The following is a 24,229-nucleotide window of genomic DNA, read 5'->3' as shown; positions in this document are numbered from 1 at the left end:
CCCGGGAGGAGTCCGGCCCGCGGCGGGCCGCGATGGTCACGACTTGGACACTCCGCTGCCCCCGCATGCGAAACGTGGTGGAGTGCTGCTCCCCGGGGGTTGGGGCGAAAGACCGCAGGACGGGAAACAGGGGGAGTGAGGCTGTGCCGCTTTCGGCGTTGGTGGACCCCGCGGAGCTGGCGCGCGAGTTGACGTCCTTGGCCGACCAGCCGCAACTGGGGGGCCGGAAGCGGGAGTTACAGGCGCTGGCCGACGACCTCCAGCACGGCAGGGACTTGGAGACCTGGGCCGAGCTTGACCTCCTCCAGGCCTTCGCGCGGCCGGAGTTGCTGGAGCCGGTGGCCGCCACGGCGGCCCGGCCCCGCGGTTCCGGCGCCGCCGGGAAGCGGATGTGGAGCTGGGTCCGCAATGTGCGGGAGGCCCCGCTGGAGGCGGCCCTCGGCGTGATGGTCTTCATACCGCTGCTGGTCACCTGGGCGGGACTGCGGCTCGCCAGCGGTGCCTACGGCAAGCTGGCGAAGGACAGTCCGAAGGAGGCGTCCCGGCCGTTCCTCCAGCTGTGGCAGTCCGGCTTCGACGGCCACCTGTCGTCGTACGAACGGTTCGACAGCGTCGCGCTCACGGCGGTCGGCTTCATCGGCGTCCTGCTGCTGCTCGCGGTGTGGCACGCCTGGGCCCGGACCCGCGCGGAGAACGAACAGGCCGCGCAGGAGGCCGAAGGGGTCCTGGTGGTCGGCCGCCTGACGTCCGTGCTGACCCGTACGCAGCTCGCGCTGGCCGCGCACCGGAACGCCTCGCCCCAGCGGTTCTCCTCCGAACTCACCAAGGCGGCGGGCCAGTTGCGGACGCTGACGGACCGGGCGAACAAGACGCACAGCAAGCTGGTGCAGGTCGCCGAGGCCACCGAGCTGGCGGCGCAGGGCGTTTCGGCCGCCACCGACCGGCTGGCACGTGAGGTACCGACGCTCGGTGCCGTGGCCGGCCGGATCGAGACAGCGGTGACCGACGGCGCCGCGGCCGTCCGCACGGCGCAGGAGCACACCACCCGCACCGGGCAGGACAACGTCACCGCGGTGCGCGAGGTCGGCGACCGCATCGAACGGGCGGCCCTGGTCGTCGACACCGCCCTGAAGGACGTGTCCGCGGCGCAGCAGCAGCTCGTCGGGCTGTCGGACCAGGCGCTGCGGGCGTCCCATGAGGCGTCGCAGTCCATGGTCCGCAGCGCGGACCGCACCGGCGAGGCCGTCGAGGACTTGCGCAAGGCGTCCGAGCAGTGGGACGCGGCGGCCGCGCACTGGCTGGACGCCGCGGCCCGGCTCGACGCCGGAATCCGGGTGCTGTCCGGCGCGACGCAGCCCTCCGACGCCGCCCCCCACGGCGCGGGGGCGACCGGGTGACCCGGCTGCCTGCACCGCGCCGACGGAGCGGTCGGCGGGCACGGTTGGGCCCGCTCGCACTCGCCGGCTGGCTCTTCGCGGACTTCCTGCTCGTCCTGGCCCTGGTCGCGATGGGCGACCAGGCCGACCCGCTGGCCGAGCAGCGCCCGACGCCGCGGCCTTCGCCGACGCACACCGCGAAGCCGAAGCCGAAGCCGACCACCACCCCCGCCGGCCCTCGCTCGGTGATGAAGAGCCGCTTCGAATTCCGGGTCTCCGGCACGGATGACGCTTCGCTTATCCGCCAGATCAGGAACGCGACGGCCTCGCACGGCACCCAACAGGCCGCCTTCGTGCTCACCTTCGGCGGCACCCAGAACGGCACGGCTTACGCCCGCCGCGTCAACGCCCTCCTCCAGACCGCCCGCCCCCGCATGTTCGACCGCGACACAGCGACCGAGGACTTCCTCAATCTCCAGGCCGCGTCGAACACAGCGAAGGTGTGGGTCTACTTCTACACAACCCCCCGTTGAGCGGCGCGGCGGCCGGACCGGCCACGAGCCCTCGCGGGCAGCGCAGGGCAGCGGACGCGGCAGCGGGCCCCCCGCCGCCGGGTCCGCCCGTACGGCCCGCGCCGCCGGACGCACCGGACGCCGGCGTCTGGTCCGCGCCGGCCGGCACGGCGGACACCGCGGCACCGTCCGGGCCGAGGATGCCGGTGTTCCCCGGGTTGGCCGGGTTCGGCGGGTTCGGGCTGCGGCTCGCTGGGCTGGGGTTCCGGCACGCGCTCGATCCGATGCTGCGGGCGCCGCAAGCGGGGCAGTTGCCGCCCATGGACGGTGCAGCGGTACAGGGCCCGACGTTCCGGGTGCTCGACGGGGTGTGGATCTCCGGGCGCGGCGGGCACTGGCTGCGGGTCGACGCGGCCTTCGTCAATGACTGCAGGAAGCGCTGGGAGGGCAGTGCGGAACCGCGGGCCGATGCGATCAGGTCGGTGCTGGCGTGGCTGCGCCGCCACACCGCCGGCGACGTCATGCACCTGCGCCGGGTGGTGCTCTACCAACTGTCCTGCCTGCTCGCGGACGGTCCCGGCGGCCCGACCGCCGCGGCGGCCGAGCAGCTCGGGGTGGACCCGGCGGAGTCCGCGCTGCTGGCGTCGACGGTCGCGGCCGGCTTCCCGGCTCCCGGACCGGTCCGGGAGGCGGCCGAGACGTTCACCGACGTCGTACGGGAGCGCCGGCTGCACCGGGCCGCGGAGCTCGCGGCGGTGCTGCGGAGCGGCGACGCGGGCGCGGACACCGACCCGGTGCTCGCCGACGCGCTGGCCGACCTGGACCGCCGTACGGCCGCGGTGGAGGCGCTGGTCAGCGCCGCGGCCGAGCGCCAGCGGACCGGGGCGCTGGAGTCGGCGGGCACCGCCTGGCTCGGCGCCGCGCGCCTCTCGGTGGACGACCCGCGGGCCCGCGCCGGGCTGCTCGGCCTGGCCGCGGCGCGGGCAGACGCGGCCGATCCCGCCGGCGGCCCGCTGACCGCACGCCTCGACGAGGACGAGGTGATGCTCGACTGGGAGCCGGTACGCACCGGGGCGCGGCGCCGCGGCCCGGTGAGTTACACCGCCTTCCGCTTTCCCGACGGCGCACCGGAGCAGGCCGTCGAGGTACCCGCGACCGGGGGCACCGCGACCGCGCGCGACGCGGACGTGCCCACCGGAGTACGGCTGCGGTATGCGGTGCTGGCACTGAACGCGGACCGCGTGGTCGAGCTTCCCCACGCTTGCGAGGCGTTGCTGTGCACACCGGAGGTGGCGCGGCTGTCCTGGAAAGCCGTGCCGGACGGCGTCGCGCTGAGCTGGCGCGCGCACCGGCGGGCCGCCGCCGTCCAGGTGGCGCGCGGCACGGAGCCGCCGGTACCCGGCGGGCAGTCCGGCCTGCTCGACCGCCCGCTGCCGGCCGGCGACCACTGGTACCGCGTCAGTACCGGCTACCGCGCGCCGGACGGCGCCCTGGTGTGGTCGCGGGGCCGTACGGTATCGGCCCGCGCCGAGGAGTGGCCGACGCCGGTGCCGGACGTCTCCGTACGCCGGGTGTTCGACGACGGCCGGGTGGAGATCGTGTGGTCGCCGCCCGCCCGGGGCGCGGGGCGAGCGGTGTTGTGGCGGGCGTGGCGGGCGGCGCCCGGCGAGGACGTGTCGGCGCTGCTGGGCCGGCTGCCGCAGGCCGAGGCGGACGTGGCCGTCGAGGACGGCGCCGGCGCCGCCCGGCGCGTGGTGCTGCGGCCGGCCGAGGGCGAGGTGAACCGGATGATGGTGGTCAGCGTACTGAACGGCCGCGCGGTGGCCGGCCCGAGCGTGCTCATCGAGGTGCCGCGCGCGGTGACCGGCCTGACCGTACAGCGCACCGGGCCCGGCGCCGCCCGGGTGCGGTTCGGCTGGCCCGAGCCGGCCGTGCTGGCGCTGGTCCGCTGGGAGCAGGGCGGTCGGGTGCGCGAACGGCGGTTGGCCCGCAGCCGGATGGGCGCCGACGGAGCGGAGATCCCGCTGGACGGCCGCGCGGCCGTGGTGACGGTCACCGCCGTGCCGCGGCCCGACGCGGCCGCGGTGATCGGCGATTCCGCCAGGGAGAGCGTGCCGGCGCTGCCGGCCGCGGTCCCCGCCCAGCCAGGGCCGCCGCCCCCGCGGTTTGCGCCGGAGGCGGTGGGGGCAGCCCTCGACACCACCCTCGACCCCGCCCTTGCCGAGCCGGCCGCGTGGTGGCGTCGGGCGCCGCGGCGACTGCGGCAGTGGGTACGGGCCCGGCGCGGGCACGGCTGACCCGGTGGCGGACGCGGCCCGGCCCGTCGTACGGGCCCGCAGCCGCCCTGTGCCCATGGCCGTCAGGCTTTGACCACGCCCTCCGTCCCGGTGCCGAACTCGATGGTCGTACCGGCCCGCAGCCCCACCGTCTTCCCGGATTCGACAGGTTGGCCGGTGCCGTCCGGGCGGCGCGAGCGCCAGGCGCTCGACGACCGGTTGGTGAGGCCGAACCGCCCCGGGTTCTTGGGGTGTTCGGTGACCTCACCGACGACGTCGGTGAAGTCGTGCCGGTCCACGTCGCCCACGACGTGGTGCCGGTAGATGCGACTGCCGGGCACCAGGCTGATGGTGCGGCTGCGGCGGACGACACCCACGCCGGTGAGGATCTCCAGTTGGGCCGGGAGGACCAGCCTGCGCCCGCACTTCCAGCAGTCCGGCGCCGAGCCGCCCGCCTGGGTGAGGTTCAGCTTGCCGCACTGCGCGCACTGCAGGATGTTGTCCAGCACGGTGCTCAGCGCGCCCCGCCACTCGCCCTCGCGGGCCCGCTCGGTCGGGTCGGCCAGACCGCGGGTGAAGGTCTGCACGAACAGGTCCCGCAGCACCTCCGGCATGGTGTGCCACGTCGCGATGACGGTGTCCTGCTCACCGGGCACCGGCCGGTTGGCCCGGTTCGCCGGGTCGTAGACGAAGACCGGCCGGGTGCCGTAGAGGCGCCGCTGCGCGGGCTCGTCCAGGCACCGGATGTCCAGGGCGAGCTTGCCCTGGAACGGGTGGTGGTTCATGAACAGCATGAACAGCAGCACCGCGAGGGAGTGCAGGTCGCTCTGTGTGCCGGGTATCGCCCCCGGGTCGCCGCGCACCAGCTCCGGCGCCATGAAGTCCATGGTCCCCGCGACCGCCGCCTCGGAGCCCTCGAAGACCGCGTTGTCGTTGTCGCAGACCAGCACGTCGCCGGTAACGGGGTTGAAGAAGACATTCCCCCAGTTGATGTCGCGGTAGGCGATGCCCTGCGCGTGCAGAGCGTGGTAGGCCTCCACGATGTTCAGCGCGGTGATCACCTGAACGCGCGGGGTGACCTTGCCGACCGAGGGGTCGCGCCGGAAGAGGGCCTGGAGGTCCTGGAACGCGTCGGGCCGTACGTCCATCAGGTAGCCGAAGCCGCCGCTGAGCGCCTTGGGGTCCCAGACCAGGGACTGCGGCCAGAGGAACCGCGGGTCCCGCCAGCCGAGTTGGACCAGGCCCTCCAGGATGTGGCGCTGCATCTGGGTGGCCTGCGCGGGGTAGTACCACTTGACCGCGCGGTCGCCCTGCGCGGTCCTGGCCAGATACACCTCGCCCTGGCCGCCGGCTCCGAAGAGCCGGCTCACCGTGATGTTCTCGCCCTTGTCGGAGATCAGTTGGTGCCCGTCCGGGAGCATGCCGTTCATCTCGGAGATCCTTTCGTGTCCTACGGGACGTCTGCGGTCGGTGGGGGCTGCGCGTCCGGCGGTCCGGGGGCGTACCGTGCGGCGGGGAACGCGCCGACGAGCGTCGAGTCGTCTCCCGAGAAACTCGCCGCCCTGCCCAGCCAGTCCGCCAACTGCGCCTGCACCGCGCCCACTCCGTGCTCCCGGGCCCGGTCCCGCAGCCCCTCGGCGAAGGCGACGAAACCGGCGTGGTCGGTGAAGCTCTTGGACAGCCCGTCCGTCGAGATCAGCACGGCGATGCGGCCGTCCGCCGGCAGCCGCTGCCAGAAGAACCGCATCTGCCGCCACGCCTCCGGCTGGCACAGCGAGTCCGCCTCGTCCCCGTACTCCGGCCCGTCGTAGAGCGGGACGAACGCGTCGCCGTACTCGTCCACCAGCACGATGTCGCCGTCGCCGAGCTTCCAGCACAGCAGCAGCCGCCCGACGAGCAGGGCGCCGATCAGCGTGCTGCCGTACGGGATCGGGTCCGGCCGGGCGTCCGGCTGCTGGGAAGCGCCGCCGTCCGCGGGGAAGTTGGACTCGTACAGCGCCATCCGGCGCAACCAGCGGTGCGTGATCTGCTGCGGCAGAGTGCGGGCGGCAGCGAGCACGGCGGGCCAGCGGGTCTCGTCGACCCCCCGACTCGCCACGTCCTCGGCGAGCACCTGCACGCAGGCCGCGAACTCCTCGACCGCCCAGCGCGACCCGAGGTGACTGCGGTGATGTGCCTTCGCCCCGTGCCCGTCCGCCACCGCCAGCAGCACGCCGCCGTCCGCGATCGACCGGGCCAGCGAACTGTCCTGCGAGAACCTCTTGTTGCGGCCCTTGACCGTGTCGTGCAGCAGAGTCCAGGCGGGGGCAGGCGCGACCGGCCTCACCAGACCTCGTCGTCGTCGTCGGCGACGGACGCCGGCGGCTGGGTGGCCACCGGTTGCTTGAGCAGATTGCTCTGCGCGGCGTTCCCGCCGCCGATCGGCGTGGACGAGGCACGTACCGCCATGGTGGAGGCCCAGCGGATGGCACGGGCCAGCTGCGCGGAGTTCTTCGCCTCGATGGGGTCCAGTTCGGGGTTGGCCAGGAACTCCTTGAGCACGCTCTTCTCGGCGTCCCGCCCGATGGCGATGGCGACCCGGACGGCGCGCTTGCCCCACGGGGTGGCGTCGATGGCCCGCAGGCCGGCCCGCCAGTCGTCGGTCGGCTGGCCGTCCGAGACCAGCGCCAGCACCGGGCGCAGCGCGCGTTCCGGCATCGGCGGGGTGCTGAGCGCGGTGGCCGCCAGCTTCAGCGCCTCCCCCAGGCTGGTCCATCCGGAGGTCCCCACGTCCTTCCAGTTGAACTCGTCCACCGGAGTGGGGTCTTCGACGTGCCAGGCGGCGTACTGGGCGAAGGTGATGGCCCGGACCAGCAGGCTGGCCGCCGGGTTCTCGGAGGCGGCCTTCCGCATCTCGGGAACCGCTTCGCGGATGGCGAAGTTCAGTTCTCCGATCTTCCCCATGATGCTCATCGAGTCGGAGCAGTCGAGGATCCAGATGAAGTGGACGGGACGGCTGGCCATGGGGCCGCCAGGGATGTCGCTCACGCGTGTCCTCTCCGCGGCCGGACGTCGGTGAGTCCGGTTCCGCGCGTGTAGTGCTGCCGTGGGTCGGGAAATGCGGGACGGAAGGGAGGGGCCGGGCGGGGTCAGGCGCGGCCGGTATCGGGCCCCTCCTCGTGCCGGGAGGGACTTGCGGTCGCCGCGCCGAAGGCCCCGCTGCGCGGGTCGGGCAGTGATCTGATCAACTCCCACCACTTGCCCACCCACTTCGGGTCGGGATGGGCGTCCAGGTGCCACGCGACCTGCTCCCGCTCGTCGTCGCGCAGCCGCTTGGCGACGTCGCCGAAGACCTCCGCGACGAGCCGTGGCACGAGGCTGGTCCACTCAGAACCGCACCACTGGTAGTGCTCGCTCCACGTCACGAAGAGCGCCGCGGCCGCCCCGTGGTCCGCCACCAGCACGGAGACCAGCCGCTTCCTGTTCTCCGGCGCCAACTGCGCGGCGACGTACTGGCGCAGCAGATCCTCGTGCAGGGCCTTGCCGAGCCGTGCCAGTACGGCCGGCTCGCACAGCTCCGCCGGGCCGGCGGCAGCCAGCCTCGCCGCGAGCCGGGTGTCGAACCACATCCACAGGTCCTGCCGGATCGACCCGGAGTTCTTCAGGCGGTCCATCTGCGCTATCGCGGTGGTCGGTGTGACCCCGCCCTGCGTCAGCCGCCACCCCGTGTCGAGGACGTGTGCGATCGACCTCTGCTGGTCGGTGAGTTGTGCGCCCATCGTCAGCAGCGCGTGAGCCAGTTCGCCGAGCCGGTCGGCGATCGGGCCGGGCGCGGTCAGCGGCCTGGCCAATTCCAGGTCGAGTGCTGCCGGCCGGAGCATCCCCGTCGGGAAGTCGCGCGCCACGGATGCGGCTTCCGCCGCGGTCGGCGCGGTGTCGTGCCAGGCCAGCCACCAGACCAGTTCGTAGAGCGACGGCTCGCACTCCGCCGGGTCGGGGAGCAGCGCCGCCAGTCCGCGGAACACCGGCAGCCCGGAGGCGCCGCTCCCACCGAGCCGGTGCGCCTCGACGACCAGCCGGAGCCGCAGCGGCGCCCGGTCCGCCACCCGGCCGAGCCAGCTGCCCAGCGGTGACGCTGCCAGGGCCAGCAGTCGGGTCGGCCGCGGACCGGGGTCGGACTTCGCCGTCTGCTCCAGGAACAGTCCCACGAACGGCATCGGCAGCCGTTCGAGCAGGGCGCGCGTCGCGGGGCTGTCCCGGCGGCCCTCCCAGTCCAGCACGCTCCGCGACAGCCGGGCGGCCACCTTGATGTCGAACCGCTCCCGCTCCGTCGGCGCCTCGGAGCCGGGCGACGTGACGGCGGCCCTGCCGGTTGGCGGCGACAGTGCGTGCAGCAGCTCCAGCAACCCGCCCCATTCGGCGGGCGGTTCGGTCTGCAGGCCGTCGATCGCGCTGCACAGCCGGACCACAGCCTGCTCGCGTACGAGCTGTCGCGGGTCGCTCCCCTGCGCTCCGTCCGGATCCGCCGGCCGCGGCGCGAGCCCCGCGAGCGCCTCCGCCAGGTGCTGCCCGCCGCCGGCGGGCACACCCACCCCCAGCCACGCCAGCAGATTCGCCGGCGCGGGCGAGCTGAGCGGCGCGCCCTCGTCGGCACGGGCCCGCGGGGCGGCGGCGTAGGGCCGCACCCGGTCGGCCGCGCGGGTGTCGCGGGAGCCCTCCCGGTGGACGGCGGAGGCTCCGGGTTGCGGATTCGAGCCCGTGGGGGGTGGGGAGGCGGGGAGGTTCGTCATGGCGGAGCCGGGCAGGCTGCTGTCCTCGTCCCGCTCGTGGGGCGCGCAGTGGTCGAGGAGAGCGCGGCCCGCCTCGCCGAACTCGTTCTCGTTGCCGGGCCTGGCCGCCCAGGCTTCGACGCCGTGCAGCGCGGGGCCCCGCGGCAGCAGCACCCTCTCCAGCGGGCCGATGGCGAACGGCTCGTGCACCTGCTGCGGACCGGCCGGCGCGGAGCGCGGCGAGATCCCCCTTCGCCATGCCTGGGCGGCCACTTGCGCCCACCCGTCGACACCCCGCTCCGGCGGGCTGCCGGGTCCGCCGAGCCCGTCGTGCAGCCGGTGGAGATGGCGCAGCGCGACCTCGTCGTCGCGGTCGAAATCGGCCCCGGGCCCTATGCCGACGATTTGGTGCGGTGCGTCCGCCGGAGCGTCGGTGCGCAGCAGAAAGGTCAGCGACCGGGCAGCGGAGTACGGCAGGGAGGCGCCCGCGAGCGCGATCCACCGGGCGACGTCCGCCGGGTCGTGTTCGGCGATCACGATCTGCGGACCGGCCGGGGAGGCGAACAGGCGCTGCACGTCGGCGAGAAAGGGTTCGAGGCGTTCGGCGTGCGCGGCGGCGAACTCCACGAGGCGCGTGTCGTCGCACCATTCGGGGTGGTCGTCCACCTCCGACCACGCGGACGCCTGCTCCTGCTCCCAGAACGGGTCGAGCCACAGCTCGACCGGCAGCCGGCCGCGCAGGTCCGCCGCGCCGCCCGGCAGGTAGCAGGCGGTGACGCGCTGCGGCGTACGGTCGCCGCTGTCCGCGGGTCGCGCCTCCGTGCGACACAGCAACGTACCGCCGCCGCCCGGCAGCCGGGTGTGGCCCAGCGTGGCGGCGGAGCCGGGATCCCCCGGCGCGGCCGCCGCGTCGGCCACGAACAGGTTGATCCGGTCCAGGATCTCCGCCGGCGGAAGCTGCTGCCCCGGCACCGGCGCGGCCCACAGGCCGGCGGGCCGCGTTCCGGGCGGCAGTTCGTAGCGGAGCAGGTACGGCGTCACCGTGTCGCCCTCTTCCCCGCGCCCCTGCCGAGCCGGGTGCTCGTCGCGAGCCGGAGGCGTCCGGCCGGACGGATGCCTCCCGTCGGCCGGGCGTGCCTCCTCGGCCGAGCGCGCGTCCCCGTCCCCGCGCCGCGTACCGAACAGTCCCCGAACCACCGGCAGACGCACGGCTGTTCAGCCACCGATCGCATGGATGATCCCCTCGACCAGGGCGAGCGCCCCGCTCCCGGCCGCCGCCCCGGAGGTGATCAGGTCCAGCCGCTGCCGGATGCGGCCGGTGTCCGGAGCCGCCGCGCCCTGCTGACCGCCGCGCTCCAGCTCCGCGCGCACCGCCTCCGCCTGCGGCAGCAACCGCGGGTTCTCCTGCGCGAGTACGTCGACGAGGCGCTGCGCCAGCGCCACGACGGCCTCGGCTGCCCGCGCGTCCCCGTACTGGAGCGAATCGGCGCTGACGCTGGGGGCGTTGACGTTCATGGTGGTGTGATCACCCACCTGGATCTGCCCGTTGACGGGCGCGTTGAAGTTGAAGCTGCTCATCCTCGTCCTGTTCGCGAAGTCGCCGTCACGTGCGCGGCGATCGGGAGGGGCGTCGGGCCACCGGGGCACCGGAGATACGCGTCGCTCAGGTGAGACCGGCCGGTGCGACCGCTCCCGCCGGACCGCCGGGGGCCGGTACACCCGCACCGGCCCCGCCGCCGACAGGCGCCTGCGGCTGACCGCCCTGGTTGACGTTCAACTGGTTCTGGTTGCCGGCCTGGACCTGGCCGATCGCCCCGTTGAACGTGTACGTCTGGAGGCTGACGATCTGCTGCTGCTGGTGGGTGAGGTCGGCCGTGTCGATGTTCCGGCTCTCCAGGAACTCCGCCGTGCAGGCAAGGACGCCCTGCACCATCAGCTTGAAGTACTTCTGCGCGTCGCGGCGTTCGCTGTAGCCCATCTCGTCCCAGTGCGCGGCCCGTTCCCGCAGACTGTTCGCCGACCCGTAGTCGTGGCCGCGGTAGCCCTTCAGGATCTCGCGGCGTACCCGTTCGACCGTCCGGGCCCGCTCCGCCGCCCGGGATCGCCGGCGCAGCAGCCGGGAGGCGGCGCCGAGCACGCCGCGGCCGGTGAGTCGGACGGCGACGCGCACCGCGCCCCAGCGCAGCCGGCTCTCCGAAGCAGCGTACGCGGCGGGCAGTTTGAAGCGCGGGCCGAGCGGCGGCAGCACGTAGGCCGCCACCTCCCAGGACAGCACGGGCAGGTGGAGCAGCGCCTTGAGGTGCATCGACACCAGGACCCGGCCGCCGTCGCCGGAGACCCACAGACACAGGTAGGTCTCCATACCGGCGCCCGAGTGCACGGCGCCCGACTTCACGAGGCGGGACGGGATGGACGCCAGCGGCCTGCGCGTCGGGTCGGGCAGCGCGTCGGTCCCGAGTGAGGCGACGTTCGGACCGCGTACGTACAGCCGGTTGCGGGCCCTCAGTTCGTCAAGGCCTGTCGCCCGGGGCATCGCCTTGGCCAGGTGGTGGTGCAGGTCGGCCGCGGTGAACGGCACCGGCGTCAGCGTCCCACCGCCCGGCGCCTGCGCGGGCTTGCTGACGTCGAACGGGCTCCACACAGACTCCGTGATGCGCCAGCCGCTGCCGACGAACGGGTTCTGTGACTCCGCGTCGAGCCCGTACACGACCATGTTCGCCGAACGAAGGCCCTTGAGCTCCTGCTCCAGCGCCGGGTCCGCGGCGGGCGCGAGCCGCTGCGCCGACAGCCCGCTGTCCTTGAGGTCCAGCACCGACTGCCGTACCGCCCACTCGGTGCGGAAGACGACGACCGTCCCGACCGGCAGGACCGCCAGCGCCGCGACACACAACCCACCCGCGACCCCTGACTGCCCCTGGCCGAGCGCACCGACCGCCGCGAGCATCAGCAGCACGAACAGGCCCTGTAACGACAGCAGTTGCCGGTCCCGCTCGTCCCTGCGCCGCGTCGACAGCAGTGCGTGCCGCACCAGTGCCACCAGATTGACCCCGAACGGCAGCCCGACCGACTGGACGCGGTCGACGGTGTACTCCTCCAGCACTTCCCGGGCGAACTCGGCGTCCAAGTGCGCCGTGGCGCACATCTGCCGGGTGACCAGGTCCGGACTGTACTGGGGTAACACCGGCATCGGTGTGTTCAACAGGCGGCTCCCCTCTCCCCCGGAGACCGCCCCACCCCCTTCCCCCAACCTGCCCGGTGGACGGTGAGCCGATCGCCTGGAGGAGCACTGTAGAAGAACCCTGCCCGTAACGGGACGCGTTTCCGGATTGTTCAAGGTTGCGATCGGATAGCCTTCCCACCCACCCCACCAGGCCCTCCCGACGCAGGACCTCACCCCCGCGGCGTGGCCACTCGCTGTCCGAGGCCGCGGGGGAACCTCGCCTCGATTCTCAGTCGCTCCCCTGGACGGCGCTGATCACGACGTCGGTCACCGCGTCCGGGTTGGACACCATCGACAGGTGCGGCGCCTTCACGCTGACGGTGTGGGAGCCGGCCCGTGCCGTCATGATCTGCTGTTCGGCCGGGGGGATCACCCTGTCCGCCGTGCCGATCAGGGCCCAGGACGGAATGGTCTTCCAGGCGGGAACCCCGGACGGCTCGTTCAGGGCGCTGGCGGCGAAGGGCCTTTGTCCCGCTGCCAGTACCGCGGACTTGTTGAGGGGGACGCCCGCGGCGAAGAACCCGGGAAACAGGTTCGGCTTCACGTACAGGTCCACATCCCCGTTGCCGCCGGGGATGGGAACGGTGTTGAAGACCGTGCTGGGATCCGGTACGGCCAGCACCGATCCGGGCTGGGCAGCGCTCAGCTGCCCCACCGTCTCACCCTTGTCGGGGATGAAGGCGTCGACGTAGACGAGCGCCTTGATGTTCGCGAGGCCCGTCGCGGCGTTGGTGATGACGAAGCCGCCGTAGGAGTGGCCCGCCAGCACCACGGGCCCGGTGAGGGTCTGGAGGAAGGCCCGCAGGTTGGCTGTGTCCGTGGCGACTCCCCGGAGCGTGTCGGGGGGAGCCAGGACGGTGAACCCCCGCTTCTGGAGGCGCTCGGTCACCTCTGCCCAGCTGGAGGCGTCCGCCCAGGCGCCGTGCACCAGAACGATCGTGGGCGTGGCCGCGTGCGAGGGCCCACCGGCGGGTGCGTGACCGCTGGTGGCGGGTGCGTGACCGCCGCCGGCGGACGCGCAGCTCGCCGTCAGGGCGACTGCTGCCGTTGTCGCCAGCACGAGCAGGCTGAGCTGTCGCTTGGACTTCACGATGAGTCTCTCCTTCGTGGGGATCATCCGCTGAACTCGGACACGCAAAGCCCGCTCGATCGGCGACCCTCCTGGCGAACTCGCCGTCGCGAGCCCGGCGGCGCCGCACCCGGCCGTAATTTCGTTTTCCGAACCGTCTCCCGATGACACACGGGGTACGGATTCAGAATTCACGAGAGCTGTCGGTTTCCACTCTTCGGGACGATCCATGAACCGGCTTCCGACCTGGCATGTGATTCGTCAAAGGCGTTCGAAAACCCGGCGATCGGTATCAAGTCGTTTTCAGCGGACCGGGCAGAACCAAGGCGACCTCGAACTTTGCACGCTTGTGGACGCGAGTTTAGTTCGGCGCTGCCGGACCCGCACGCCCGCAGAGGTATCCGCGAAATACATTCACCGCGGTGGAGCAGCCGGTCATCGATCGGCTCAGCTTGCCGTGCACTCCGCCGTTCCTCGCGCTAGGCGAAACCGGGGGCTCCCCCGTGGACCGGTGCGCCCGCCGTATATTAATCGTCCGAGTCGGCAAGTGCGTCGCGGAGTGCGGCTCGCGAGGAAATACCGAGCTTCGGAAAAATCTGGTAGAGATGCGCGCCGATGGTTCGGTGGGAGAGGTAGAGCCGCTCGGCGATCTGCTTGTTGCTGAGGCCGGACGCGGCCAGTTCGGCGATCTGCCGTTCCTGGGGCGTGAGCATCTGACGCGCCGCCGCGCCGGCTCTCGGTGCGGTCCATCCGGAGGCGCGCAGCTCCTTGGAAGCACGTTCCGTCCAAGGCCGGGCTTTGAGCAGGGTGAAGGCGTCGTTGGCCTGGCTCAGCGGTCCCCGGCAGTCCGAGTTCGCCCGTGCCCGCCGCAGTCGTTCGCCGTAGGCGAGCCGCACCCGGGCCAGATCGAACGGCCACCGCTCGGCGCCCGGCACTGCCAGCGCCTCGCCGAACAGGCGTATCGCGTCCTCGTCCCTCTCGGCACACAGCGCGGCCGAGCCGCCGGCGAGCAGGGCCAGCCGGGGTGAGAGCGCCGCCATGTCGATGTCCTGCATGGCGCGTACATGAGCGGCCGCCTCGTCACGGCGGCCGGTACGTACCGCCGCTTCGACGAGGTCCATCGCCACCCACAGCGCGTGCGGTACGTGGGAGGCGAAGGTGCCCGGGGAACTGATGGCCGCGGCATGCTGGTAGGCGCTCTCGAAATCGCCTCGCCCGATGTCGGCGACGGCGCGTATGTGCCGGGCGAAGTGCAGTGCCGTCCCGACGCCCCGTGGTGTCGCGAACCGGGTGATCCGGTCGGCAAGACGGTCGGCTGAGCCGCCGTCACCGCGCACGGCGGCGACGACGGCTCGGCAGTACCAGAAATACCAGGCGAAGAACCGGTATCCCGAGTCCTCGCACAGCTTCAGCCCCTCAGCGGCCAGTTCATCGCACTCGTCCCAGTCACCGCTCAGGTAGTCGCCCAGGCACAAGTGCATCAGCGCCCCGAGCGTTCTTCGCGGGGGCCCGCCGTCCCGTCCCTGGAGGACGACCCTCCAGGAGGACTCGCGCAGGTCCGCCAACCTGTCCACGTAGAGCGACGCGGTCCCGATCCGCACGATGCGCCCGGGGTCGTTCTCGTGGGGAAGGCCGTCCAGGATGGGCCCCAGTTGTTCCAGGGCGGCGACTCCCGATCGGGCCGGGTCGGAGAAGGTCCTGCCGGCCACCGACAGCAGAGGAGGCGGCTCAGGACGCAGCCGGGCGAGCGCGGCGTAGAAGGGAGGCCACAATTCCGCGCGGCCGCTGTAGAAGCACAGGAGCAGCAGCAGGTGAACCGCCTCGATGAGAGCGGCGTCCTTGGCGTCGTAGCGGTGCGTGCCGGACTCGATCGCGCTCACGAGCATGTGGTGGGCGGTGTCGACGTCCCCGCCGCCGTTGATGGTCAGGTAGACGGCGGCGGCAGCGGAATGCAGGGAGTCCGTCAGATCCGGGTCCGCCCGGCGCGCATGGGCCAGCAGGTCCGACACACCGAGCAGATCCCCGGTGGCATCGGCGCCGATGTAAGCGGCCTCCGTCAGCCTGCGGGCCCGGTCCTCCCCGCGGGGGCTCAGATCGGCGCTCCGTATGAGAGCCGCCACGGCACCGCCGGCATTGCCGCGGCCGGAGATGAGGCGGGCGGCCCGTTCGAGCAGGATCGCCACGTCCTCGTCCGGCTCGACGGACGCCTCCCCCAGATGCCAGGCCCGGCGCTCGGGCTGGTCCAGCAGCACCTGGGCAAGGACCCGATGGGCCGCGCGGCGCTGGGCCGTGGTGCAGGCCTCCACCACGGCCGAGCGGATCAGGGGGTGCCGGAAGACCAGCCGCCTGGTGCCCGCGTCGAAGTGCACCAGCGTGTCCTCCTCGGCCGGGGTGAGCGCTTCGATACCGCCGTCGCACCCGGCCTCCCGCGCTGATGCCTGGAGAACACCGAGATCACCGGTACCGTCGAGCGCCGCGAGCAGCAGCAGGCTCCGGGTGGCGCCGGGAAGCGCGCAGACCCGGGAGACGAACAAGGCCCGCAGCCGCTGGCTGAGGGGCAGCAGGGGCGGAAGGCCCTGCGAGGCCGCGAGTTGCGGTCCGCTGAGCGCGGTCGGCAGCTCCATCAGCGCCAGAGGATTGCCCTCGGCCTCGACCAGCAGCCGCTCCCTCACCCGCTCGGCGAGGTGGGGAAACCGGGCGTCGAGCAACTCCCTCGACGCGATCCCGTCCAGCGGCGGAACTTCGTACTCGGGGAGGCCGACGCGGTGGAAGAGCGTCTGGCTCCCCGACCGCATGGCGCCAAGGAAGCCGACCCGACTGCCCTCCAGCCTGCGCGCGACAAAAGCGAGGACGCCCGCGCTGATGCGGTCCAGCCACTGCAGGTCGTCGACGATGAGGACCAGCCGGCTCGCGGTCGCCACCTGGCGCAGGAGCAACAAGGTCGCACTGGACACGACGAGCCGGTCCGGTGGCGGTCCGCTGTCGAAGCCCAGCGCCGTGCGCAGCGCTCCGCTGTGCGCGTCGTCGAGCTCGCCGAAGAAATCAGCCAGGGGGAAGAGGAGCTGGTTGAGGCCGGCGTAGCTCACGTCGGCTTCGAATTCGACTCCGGCGGCACGCACGACTCGCGCCCCCGCCGAGGACACCGCTTCCGCCGTGGCGTCGAGCAGAGCCGTTTTCCCCACTCCCGCGTGTCCGGACAGCAGGAGAGCGCCGCCGCGACGAGTGGCGGCGAGGAAGTCGCAGATGTCTTCGACTTGGCGCGCACGCCCCACCAGGGAATGGGAGGGGTTGTCCCCGAAAAGGCCCTTCAACGGTCACGCTCCAGTCAACCGCCGCTACCGTGCGCAAGCTTCACCGAGGCCCGGCTCTGCTCTGTTCCGAATTGACATGACGAATGACCGGATGTTACCCCCGAACCACCGGGCGACAAAAAAACTTTCACTGAATGAAAGTCGGGTTCGACGCCCCGGGGGGCGGAGTCCACCGTCCGCCGCAGCACACCGCTGGAGCAAAGGTGTCGTTGTAGGATTGAGCTGCCCTGAGGCTTCAGGGGCGTTCCGGCGCCGCCGTGGCGACGCCGTTGACCACGGGTTTCGAGTGGGCATCCAAAAGAAGACGACCACGCGCGAGAGGCGGGGAAAGGTGCCAGGCGAGAGCGGCGTGTCGGTGACCGGGAAGATTCTGGCCCTGCTGGAAGTCTTCTCGCAGGAGACCCCCGCGCTGACGCTCACCGAATTGTCGCGGCGGACGGGACTCTCGCTTCCCACCGTCCATCGCCGTGCCGCCGAACTCGTCGCCTGGGGGGCGCTGGAGCGCGGCCCCGACCGCCGCTACAGAGTGGGTCTGCGACTTTGGGAGCTGGCCGCCCTTTCTCCGCGCGGCCACGGTATTCGGGATATCGCCCTGCCGTTCCTCCAGAATCTCTACGACGCGTCGAAGCAGCAGCACATCCACCTTTCGGTGCGAAATCACCTGGACGTCGTCATTCTGGAACGTCTCAGCGCGCCCCGCGCCCCGCAGGTCATCAGCCGGGCGGGCGGACGCTTCGGCACCTTCGCCACGGGGGCGGGACTGGTGCTGCTCGCCCACGCCCCCGAGGACGTACGCGAGGAATACCTGAGAGGCCCGCTTCCCCGCTATACCGGGAGCACCGTCACGGATCCCGGCCTGTACCGGTCCCTTCTGGCCGCGGTCCGCAGGCAGGGCTACTCCTCCAGCGATCGGATGATGGGCCCTGACATCCACTGCGTGGGCGCGCCGATCTACGGGCCGGACGACTCCGTGGCGGCGGCGGTCTCCCTCTGCTTCCGATCCGGCACGCGGTCCGTTCAGGACGTCGCTCCTTCCGTGCGCGCGACGGCCCGCAGCATCTCGCGAGCTCTCGCCGGCCCTTTCCCGCCGCGAAGCAGCCCGTAGCCACCGGTACGGGCGCCGAGCCGGCGCGGCCGGACAGGTCGTCCAGTGGCGTGGGCGGTGCGGTGCGCGTCGGTCACTGGCGGAGTGTGCCGGTCACTGGCGGGGGCGCCGGTCCAGGGGGGTGCGCCGGTCACTGGCGGGGTGCGCCGATGCTGATTCGGCGCCCACCGCTCCCCCTCGGATGGTTCACCACCTCCACGATGGCTTCTGCCGTCCGGGCGATGTCCGCTTCGTCGGCGGACTGGCGCGCGAGGGCCGTGTCCACGCTGTCCACAAGACCGGGATGCCGCACGTCGTAGGCGGCGAACGTCTCCGTGTCGTCGGGATGGATCAGACCCGGGTGCCGGCCGATGTCGGCTGTGAGCGATCCGCACGTGACGGTGGAGACCTCGATGCCGAAGCCGGCCAGCTCCCTCGCGTAGCTCGCCGCCAGGTGGTCGATCACTGTGACGGCCTCCGAATGCAGCGCGAGGTAGGGCGTCGCGTCGGCACGGCGCAGGGAAGGCACCACCCAGATGAGCAGCCCGTCCTGGCGCTCGCGCATGGCAGGCAGTACGGCACGGTTCACCCGCTGGCTGGAGAGCACGTGCGCGTCGTATATCTGCGCCAGCTGGTAGGGGGTGAAGGATTCGACCGGTCCCCGCGGTACAGGACCGAGAGCATGGATCACCGCGTCGATACGGCCGGAACGCCTGGTGACCTCGCCGATCGCGGCGGAGACCGAGAGCTGGTCGGCGGTGTCGAGCCCGAGCGGGTGGAGCCGCGCGTCCTGTGACAGCACGCGGTCCCCCAGCGCGGTGAGATCACCGGGCAGCACGTCGCGGGCGGGCCCGAATCCGGCGTACACGGTGTGACCGGCGCCGGCCAGCGCCAACGCCGTCATCGCCCCGAGTCCGGTGGATGCCGCGGTGACAAGAACGATCTTCGACATCAGACTCCTCAGCGGTGCCCGCTCGGCCCGTGTGGGACGCAACTGACCACGTCGCCAGCGTCGAGGCGGGCCGGGTTCACCCGCCTCCGTCGAATGACGGTGGTCTTGACTGTGCTTCCCGCGGCCCCCGCCGCAGCCGGCCCGAGGACACCGGTTCCGGGCGGCGGACGCGGCGCCGACCGGAGGTCGCCCCGCCTCGGAGAGCTGTCCGCGGGACGTGGATCCCGGGGTCCCTCCCCAGCCGGACCGCCCGGGAGGCGCTTGCCGCGACCCGATTCCCCGGGAGGGGGCGGCGGGGCCGGTCCGTACTTGTACGCGGGGAGTTCACGCGTATGCGGCGGTCGGACGAACGACTGCCGAGCACCTGGCGAAAGCAGTGGTCGATCGACCGATGCGGCGCCGAGCGCGCCGGGGAATTCTGAGGTCGCGGCTTTGGACCGGCCGGCCGAAAAGGTGCCGGGAGTGACTCACGGCCACGGCCGCGGCGGTCCGGCTCTCCCCCGCAAGGCGGGAAGAGCGGGCGGGAGGGAACCTCCGTCGCCGCCGTGAAGACCCCGGCGCCGGATTTCGCGCACACCGCCGGAATGACCACAACCCCTTCAGACACGGAGATCCGCATGAGCGGCACAGACAGCGACTCGGCGGGCACGATCGTGCTCATCCACGGCCTGTGGGTCACGCCACGAAGCTGGGAGGGCTGGAGACACCACTACGAGGCCCGCGGATACCGGGTCATCACCCCGGCGTGGCCCGGCCTCGACCGCGAGGTCGAGGACCTGCGGCGCGACCCGTCCGGCATCGCCGGGGTCGGCCTCCGGGAGGTGGCCGACCACTACGAGACGATCATCCGCGGTCTGGGCCACCCGCCCATCATCATGGGCCACTCCTTCGGAGGCGCGGTCGTGCAGATCCTGCTCGACCGCGGACTCGGCCGCGCCGGAGTCGCCATCGACTCGGCAGCCGTCAAGGGCGTGCTTCCGCTGCCCCTGTCCACCCTCAGGTCGACCTGGCCGGTCCTGGGCAACCCCGCCAACAGGAAGAAGGCGGTCCAGCTGACGGCGGAGCAGTTCCACTACGCCGTCACCAACACCCTCACCGAGACCGAGTCGGCGGCCCACTACGAGCGGTACGCCGCCCCGGGCCCGGCCCGCGTTCTCTTTCAGGGAGCCTTCGCCAACTTCAACCCCAGGGCTGCCACCAGGATCAACTTCCGCAACAGCCGGCGGGCCCCGCTCCTGTTCATCGCCGGGGAGGCCGACCACATCGTCCCTCCGAAGGTGAACAAGGCCAACCGGCGCCTCTACCGGAAGTCGCCCGCCGTCACCGACTACCGGGAATTCGCCGGGCGCTCGCACTTCATCGTGGGCCAGCAGGGCTGGGAGGAAGTCGCCGACCACGCCCTGGACTGGGCGGAGGAACACGCCACCGCCCGCGTGTGACCACGGCGCCGCCGCGGTCCTGCTCCACACGGCCGCCGCGGCCGCCACGGCCCGCCGGCTCCCGGCCGCCCCGCCGTACCCCTCACCGTCGTTCCGCACCAGCGGTGCGGAACGCGCCCTCTTCCACCCGACGACCACCGCATAACGAGTCCAGGAGACAGACATGCCCAAGCCCCGCACTTTCCGCATCGCCGTACTGGGCGCGACCAGCGTCGCACTCGCCGCCGGCGTCACCACTCTGGCGTCGGCCGCGCCGTCCCACACCGGCAGTTCGGCCCCGAAGCCCACCGTCGTCCTCGTCAACGGAGCCTGGTCCGAGCCGGACAGCTTCGACAGCGTGATCAAGAAGCTCCAGAACGACGGCTACCCGGTCGTCGCCCCGCCCACCGCCCTGCGCAGCCTGTCCGGCGACTCCGCCTACCTGAGCTCGTACCTCAAGACCATCGCGGGACCCATCGTCCTGGTCGGCCAGTCCTACGGCGGCTCCGTCATCACCAACGCCGCCACCGGCAACACCGACGTCAAAGCGCTCGTCTACGTCTCGGCCTTCGCCCCCGACCAGGGTGAGAGCGCACAGGATCTGACCGCGAAGTACCCCGGCACCCACATCACCGACGACCCCGACGCCCCCCTCCCCACCGCCCTCAGCGCCGTCCCCTTCACCTCCGCCGACGGCACCACCGGCCTCGACCTCTACACCAAGCCCGATCACTACCGCGACCTCTTCCTGAGCAACCGCCTGGGCAAGAAGGAATCGGCCGCACTCGCCGCCGAACAGCACCCCATCACCCTGCAGGCCCTCCAGGACCGCTCCGGCGCCCCCGCCTGGAAGACCATTCCCTCGTGGTTCCTGGTGTCCAACGACGACCACCTCATCCCCGCGGCCACCGAACGCTTCATGGCCACCCGCGCCCACGGCCACATCACCACCGCCAACACCCCGCACGCCGCCCAGCTCACCAACCCCGGCACCGTCACCACCCTCATCGAGCAGGCCGCCCACGCGACCGACTGACCACCGGGCCGATCGGCCACTTCGAGGCAGTGACGTGCCCCCGGAGCCGGCACGTCGAAGTGAGGCACATCCACCCGGCCGCGGACGGCAAAAACCCCAGGTCAGATACCTGACCTGGGGTTCACCGTGGAACCGCCTCCGGGATTCAGGCCCGGACCTACGCACAGGGAAGCCGTGCTCCTTGCGGGACCGGTCGAGGTGGCTCATGGGGCGGAAGAGCGCGCCGAGACCCTCCGGCGTGGCGTGGACACAGCCACTAAACTGGGACCGAGGCGGAATGCCATGCGCCGGCGCCCGTCCCCGTGATGAAATCGACGCGACAGCCGTAGTCCGGCGACTCGACCGTACGGACTGGACCGTCTTCGGATCGAGCCACGATCGTGAGGCACAGCCGCTTTGAGCACGATGAAGCCGTCGTCGCCCTCCGTCTCCGCACGCATGAGCCGCCAGGTGAGCAAAGACACGGCCGCCGAACTGCTGGTCCGACGCCTGATGCATGCGGCGGGGTTGCGTTATCGCGTGGAGTACCCGGTGCCAGGAATGGCGCGGCGCCGGATCGACGTGGCTTTCACCTCGGTCGAAGTAGCGGTCCTGATCGACGGATGCTTCTGGCACGGCTGCCCCGAACACGCGACGCAGCCGAAGTCGAACGCAGAGTGGTGGCGACAGAAGTTGGACCGCAACATGGCGCGCGACACGGAGACCACGGAGCACCTGGAAGCGGCCGGCTGGGAGGTACTGCGCTTCTGGGAGCATGAAGCACCGGAAGACGTGGCACTCCGTGTGGCGGCGGCGGTGGAGCGGCGGAAGACCCAGCGGGGTCGGGGGAGGAATCGTTGAGCGGACTGAGCTTCGTCGACGTGTGCTCGGGGGCGGGTGGACTCGCTCTGGGACTGGAACGAGCGGGATTCACGCCGCGGCTCCTCCTGGACAACGAGTCGTCTGCCTGCGACACGCTCAGAGCCAACCGGCCGCATTGGAACGTGCTGAAAGCAGACCTTCTCGACTTCGACCCCGTGGACCACCCTGAGGTGTACGACGTCGATCTGCTGGCCGCTGGGCTCCCCAGGGTGAAGTCGAGCGCGACGGTGAAGCGCCGGTCTTCGGACACCGAGTTGCGTCTCATCGAGGCGACCGCCTACCTGGTCCACGCCGTGCAACCACGCGCACTGATCATCGAGAACATGCCGACCTTTGTCGACCAGGATTCCCTTGCGCCTGTACGGGACTTCCTCCACAAAGAGCTGGAGCACCTCGGCTACGAGCTGACCTGGTTCATCCTGAACGCCTCCGACTTCGGAGTGCCCCAGGACCGTATGCAAGGCATCCTCGTGGCCGTGAAGCAGCAGTGGGCGAGTGTCTTCCGACCGCCCCGCTCCACCGTCCACGAGTACATGTCGGTCGGAGAGGCGCTGGCACCGTCGATGCGTTCCCGCGGCTGGCCGGACGCCGACCGTTGGGCGGCCCAGGCGACGAGTGTGGCGCCGACCTTGGTGGGCGGATCCAAGGCGCACGGAGGTCCTGATTTCGGGCCGAGCGGTACGAAGGCCAAGTGGCGACGCATGGGGGTCTACACGAAGTCGTTCGGGAACGAGCCACCGGGCGCCGACTTCACGTGGGATCCGTCGCTCGGGGACGACGGGCTGGTAAGGATCACGGTGGACCAGACCGCCCTGCTCCAAGGCTTCCCCGAAGAGTGGCGGATCTCCGGACTCAAGACCGCCCGGTATCGTCAGATCGGGCACGCGACCCCGCCGCCGGTCGGAGAGTCGTTGGGACGAGCCGTCGCCGAAGCGTTGAACGCGGAACCGGGAGTCCCCGCGGCCGGCTAGACTTCGGCCACATGACCAGCTCGGCGCACCAGCAGCCCATCCTCGACAAGCCCTTTGTCCTGGACCTCTTCGCAGGACCCGGAGGGCTGGATGTCGCCGGGCACGCACTCGACATCCCGAGTCTCGGTATCGAGTGGGACAGAAGTGCGTGCCTCACGCGTTACGCGGCTGGGCTCGACACCCTTCACGCCGACGTGAGCGCGGTACGCAGGAATTCCTTCGAGACGCTACCGCCGGAGATAAACGTCCTCGCAGGCGGCCCTCCGTGCCAGACGTACTCGGTGGCCGGGCACGGCGCCGGACGCCAGTCCTTGGACCGGGTCAAGAAGTACATCGAACGGCTGACGGCGGGCGTGCCTGACCAGAAGATCGACGAGGACCTGCAAACCCTCACCGATCCGCGCACTGCGTTGGTCCTCGAACCTCTCCGATATGCGATTCAGGCGACCAGGAGCCCGAATCGGGAGTACCGCCCGTACGACGTCATCATCCTGGAGCAGGTCCGCGAGGTCGAGGCGCTGTGGAAGCACTACGCCAAGGTGCTGGAGGAGACAGGGCTCCCCGACGGGACCAGGTACAAGGTCGTCGTCGATGTCCTCGACACCGAGACCTACGGTGTGCCACAGACGCGATCCCGCGCGGTGCTGATCGCTCGGCGTGAAGGATTCGGCGAGCCCTCCCTCCCCTCCCCGACCCATCATTCCTACGAAGCCAAGGAATGGAACCGAAGGAACGGGAAGAACGAACCCGGCCAGGCGGCGGGCGGGGCCCACCAGCCCACCCTCTACGACGGCACGAAACCCGCCACCGGCGAACACCGGGCGACAGGCGACGAGGACCGACTTCCCTGGAAGTCGATGGGCGATGTCCTTGCGAATCCGGCCGGCTCACATCCAGGGCGCCGCACTCCGTTCCTGGTTCGCTCGAATTACGGCAGTTCCAGTCACCCGGGGCGCCGAGGCGTACGAAGCGACCAGCAGCCCGCCTTTACCGTCACCGGAAAAATCAGCCGCTTCGTAGTTTTTCAACACCGCGACGAGAACATCGTCTACGAGGGCGCGCGGTTCAGCATGAACGAGGCCGGGATGCTGCAGAGCTTCCCGCCGGACTATCCGTGGTCCGGTACGGCGCAGGCCCAACAGGTGGGCAACGCCGTACCACCCCTGTTCGGTGCACACCTTCTGAGCGCCGCTCTAGGGCTCCCCGAGCGGGACCTGGAGGCGTTGGGGAAACCGTGGCAGCCGGCCACGGAGGAACAACGGGCCAAGCTGCGAAGCAACGGCTGCGGGGCCGCCGACGCCTGCACCGACAGGTGCCCGCGCCCCACGGACCAGGTGCCGCCGCCTTCCTCCGTGCGTCCTCGTAAGAGCAAGAAGACATCGGTGAAGTAGTCCG

18 protein-coding genes are annotated in these 24,229 nt (G+C 71.6%); 9 read left to right on the top strand and 9 right to left on the bottom strand.

Annotated features, from left to right (window positions below; genetic code table 11):
- The first annotated feature begins 143 nt into the window (after positions 1–143).
- The 3 genes from OG900_23850 (at position 144) to OG900_23840 (ending at position 4,185) form a co-directional block, all read left to right on the top strand.
- A complete protein-coding gene (locus OG900_23850; GenBank protein ID WUH92839.1) occupies positions 144–1,397 on the top strand; it encodes a hypothetical protein in 1,254 nt (417 codons plus the stop codon).
- Positions 1,398–1,441: 44 nt separating this feature from the next.
- Complete coding sequence (locus OG900_23845) at positions 1,442–1,909, top strand: hypothetical protein (GenBank protein WUH92838.1); 468 nt, start codon at positions 1,442–1,444, stop codon at positions 1,907–1,909.
- Positions 1,910–2,208: 299 nt separating this feature from the next.
- Positions 2,209–4,185, top strand: coding sequence for a hypothetical protein (locus OG900_23840; protein ID WUH92837.1), 1,977 nt, complete (start codon positions 2,209–2,211; stop codon positions 4,183–4,185).
- 62 nt (positions 4,186–4,247) lie between these two features.
- Here OG900_23840 and OG900_23835 read toward each other — a convergent pair whose 3' ends face one another.
- From OG900_23835 to OG900_23800, 8 genes are all read right to left on the bottom strand, one after another.
- Complete coding sequence (locus tag OG900_23835) at positions 4,248–5,594, bottom strand: protein kinase (GenBank protein WUH92836.1); 1,347 nt, start codon at positions 5,592–5,594, stop codon at positions 4,248–4,250.
- Between the two features lie 20 nt (positions 5,595–5,614).
- Positions 5,615–6,490 (bottom strand): protein phosphatase 2C domain-containing protein, encoded by an 876-nt coding sequence (locus tag OG900_23830; GenBank protein ID WUH92835.1) that lies wholly within the window; start codon positions 6,488–6,490, stop codon positions 5,615–5,617.
- A complete protein-coding gene (locus OG900_23825) occupies positions 6,487–7,167 on the bottom strand; it encodes a tellurium resistance protein (GenBank protein ID WUH95893.1) in 681 nt (226 codons plus the stop codon). Before OG900_23825 ends, OG900_23830 begins: the two co-directional genes overlap by 4 nt.
- A gap of 125 nt (positions 7,168–7,292) precedes the next feature.
- Positions 7,293–9,953, bottom strand: coding sequence for a GTPase-associated protein 1-related protein (locus OG900_23820; GenBank protein WUH92834.1), 2,661 nt, complete (start codon positions 9,951–9,953; stop codon positions 7,293–7,295).
- 174 nt (positions 9,954–10,127) lie between these two features.
- On the bottom strand, positions 10,128–10,490 hold the full coding sequence (locus tag OG900_23815) for a hypothetical protein (protein ID WUH92833.1): 363 nt from the start codon (positions 10,488–10,490) through the stop codon (positions 10,128–10,130).
- Positions 10,491–10,575: 85 nt separating this feature from the next.
- Positions 10,576–12,099: a hypothetical protein gene (locus OG900_23810; protein ID WUH92832.1), complete on the bottom strand. Its 1,524-nt coding sequence runs from the start codon at positions 12,097–12,099 to the stop codon at positions 10,576–10,578.
- Positions 12,100–12,361: 262 nt separating this feature from the next.
- The gene (locus OG900_23805) at positions 12,362–13,222 is read right to left on the bottom strand and encodes an alpha/beta hydrolase (protein ID WUH92831.1); all 861 of its coding nucleotides are present in this window, start codon (positions 13,220–13,222) and stop codon (positions 12,362–12,364) included.
- Positions 13,223–13,728: 506 nt separating this feature from the next.
- On the bottom strand, positions 13,729–16,473 hold the full coding sequence (locus tag OG900_23800; GenBank protein WUH92830.1) for an AAA family ATPase: 2,745 nt from the start codon (positions 16,471–16,473) through the stop codon (positions 13,729–13,731).
- 325 nt (positions 16,474–16,798) lie between these two features.
- On the opposite strand from OG900_23800, the gene OG900_23795 reads away from it, so the two are divergent.
- Entirely contained in the window at positions 16,799–17,617 is an 819-nt protein-coding gene (locus OG900_23795) for an IclR family transcriptional regulator (protein ID WUH92829.1), read from the top strand.
- A gap of 130 nt (positions 17,618–17,747) precedes the next feature.
- Here the strand turns inward: OG900_23795 and OG900_23790 are convergent, their stop codons facing one another.
- On the bottom strand, positions 17,748–18,548 hold the full coding sequence (locus OG900_23790) for an SDR family NAD(P)-dependent oxidoreductase (GenBank protein WUH92828.1): 801 nt from the start codon (positions 18,546–18,548) through the stop codon (positions 17,748–17,750).
- A 617-nt stretch (positions 18,549–19,165) separates the two neighbouring features.
- On the opposite strand from OG900_23790, the gene OG900_23785 reads away from it, so the two are divergent.
- The 5 genes from OG900_23785 to OG900_23765 all read left to right on the top strand — a co-directional run bounded on the left by OG900_23785 (position 19,166) and on the right by OG900_23765 (position 24,225).
- The gene (locus OG900_23785) at positions 19,166–19,987 is read left to right on the top strand and encodes an alpha/beta hydrolase (protein ID WUH92827.1); all 822 of its coding nucleotides are present in this window, start codon (positions 19,166–19,168) and stop codon (positions 19,985–19,987) included.
- Between the two features lie 163 nt (positions 19,988–20,150).
- Positions 20,151–21,002 (top strand): alpha/beta hydrolase, encoded by an 852-nt coding sequence (locus OG900_23780; GenBank protein ID WUH92826.1) that lies wholly within the window; start codon positions 20,151–20,153, stop codon positions 21,000–21,002.
- 438 nt (positions 21,003–21,440) lie between these two features.
- Positions 21,441–21,842, top strand: coding sequence for a very short patch repair endonuclease (locus tag OG900_23775; GenBank protein ID WUH95892.1), 402 nt, complete (start codon positions 21,441–21,443; stop codon positions 21,840–21,842).
- Positions 21,839–22,834, top strand: coding sequence for a DNA cytosine methyltransferase (locus OG900_23770; protein WUH92825.1), 996 nt, complete (start codon positions 21,839–21,841; stop codon positions 22,832–22,834). Before OG900_23775 ends, OG900_23770 begins: the two co-directional genes overlap by 4 nt.
- Positions 22,835–22,845: 11 nt before the next feature.
- Positions 22,846–24,225 carry a DNA cytosine methyltransferase gene (locus tag OG900_23765; protein WUH92824.1) on the top strand — a complete coding sequence of 460 codons (1,380 nt, stop codon included), beginning with the start codon at positions 22,846–22,848 and terminating at the stop codon, positions 24,223–24,225.
- The last annotated feature ends 4 nt before the right edge of the window (positions 24,226–24,229 follow it).

The organism is Streptomyces sp. NBC_00433 (genome assembly GCA_036015235.1).
GTDB lineage: Bacteria > Actinomycetota > Actinomycetes > Streptomycetales > Streptomycetaceae > Actinacidiphila.
The sequence above is the reverse complement of the archived record's forward strand: the minus strand, read 5'-3'. Positions and strand labels throughout refer to the sequence as shown.